A 765-nucleotide genomic window follows, 5' to 3' on the forward strand; every position below is an offset into this window, starting at 1 on the left:
ATGGCGCGCTTGGGAGCTGACTTTTATGTGGATTTGTTGGCTGATTTAGAAAAGTCTGGTCAGGAAATCGACTTTTACCAACGCTCAGGAGTTTTTCTCTTGAAAAAGGATGAATCCAAACTAGAAGAACTTTATGAACTAGCCCTCCAGCGTAGAGAAGAATCTCCCTTGATAGGCCAGTTAGATGTTCTGAATCAAGCATCTGCCGATGAATTATTCCCTGGTTTGCAGGGATTCGACCGCCTGCTCTATGCTTCTGGTGGAGCGAGAGTAGATGGTCACCTCTTAGTAACTCGTTTGCTAGAAGCCAGTCAAGTCAAGCTGGTCAAAGAAAAAGTGAGTCTGACACCTTTAGCATCCGGCTATCAGATTGGTGAAGACTTGTTTGATCAGGTTATTTTAGCGACGGGAGCTTGGTTGGGTGACATTTTGGAGCTTTTAGGGTATGAGGTAGATGTTCGTCCCCAAAAGGGACAGCTCCGAGATTATCAACTCTCCGAAGACCTAGCATCTTACCCTGTTGTCATGCCGGAAGGAGAGTGGGATTTGATCCCTTTTGCAGGTGGGAAATTGTCTTTAGGAGCTACCCATGAAAACGACATGGGATTTGACTTGACGGTGGATGAAACCTTGCTCCAGCAAATGGAGGATGCGGCCTTGCCTCACTATCCAGCCTTGGCAGGAGCGAAATCATCGGGTGAGCGTGTGGGAATTCGTGCTTACACCAGTGATTTCTCGCCTTTCTTTGGGGAAGTACCTGGCTTA

General features: G+C 47.2%; 1 protein-coding gene. It reads left to right on the forward strand.

Features of this window, described 5'->3' with window-relative positions:
- Positions 1–765, forward strand: a 765-nt coding sequence (locus tag GMD4S_RS09755) for an NAD(P)/FAD-dependent oxidoreductase (RefSeq protein WP_000113171.1), incomplete at both ends; no start/stop codon positions are given.

Source organism: Streptococcus sp. GMD4S (genome assembly GCF_000296955.1).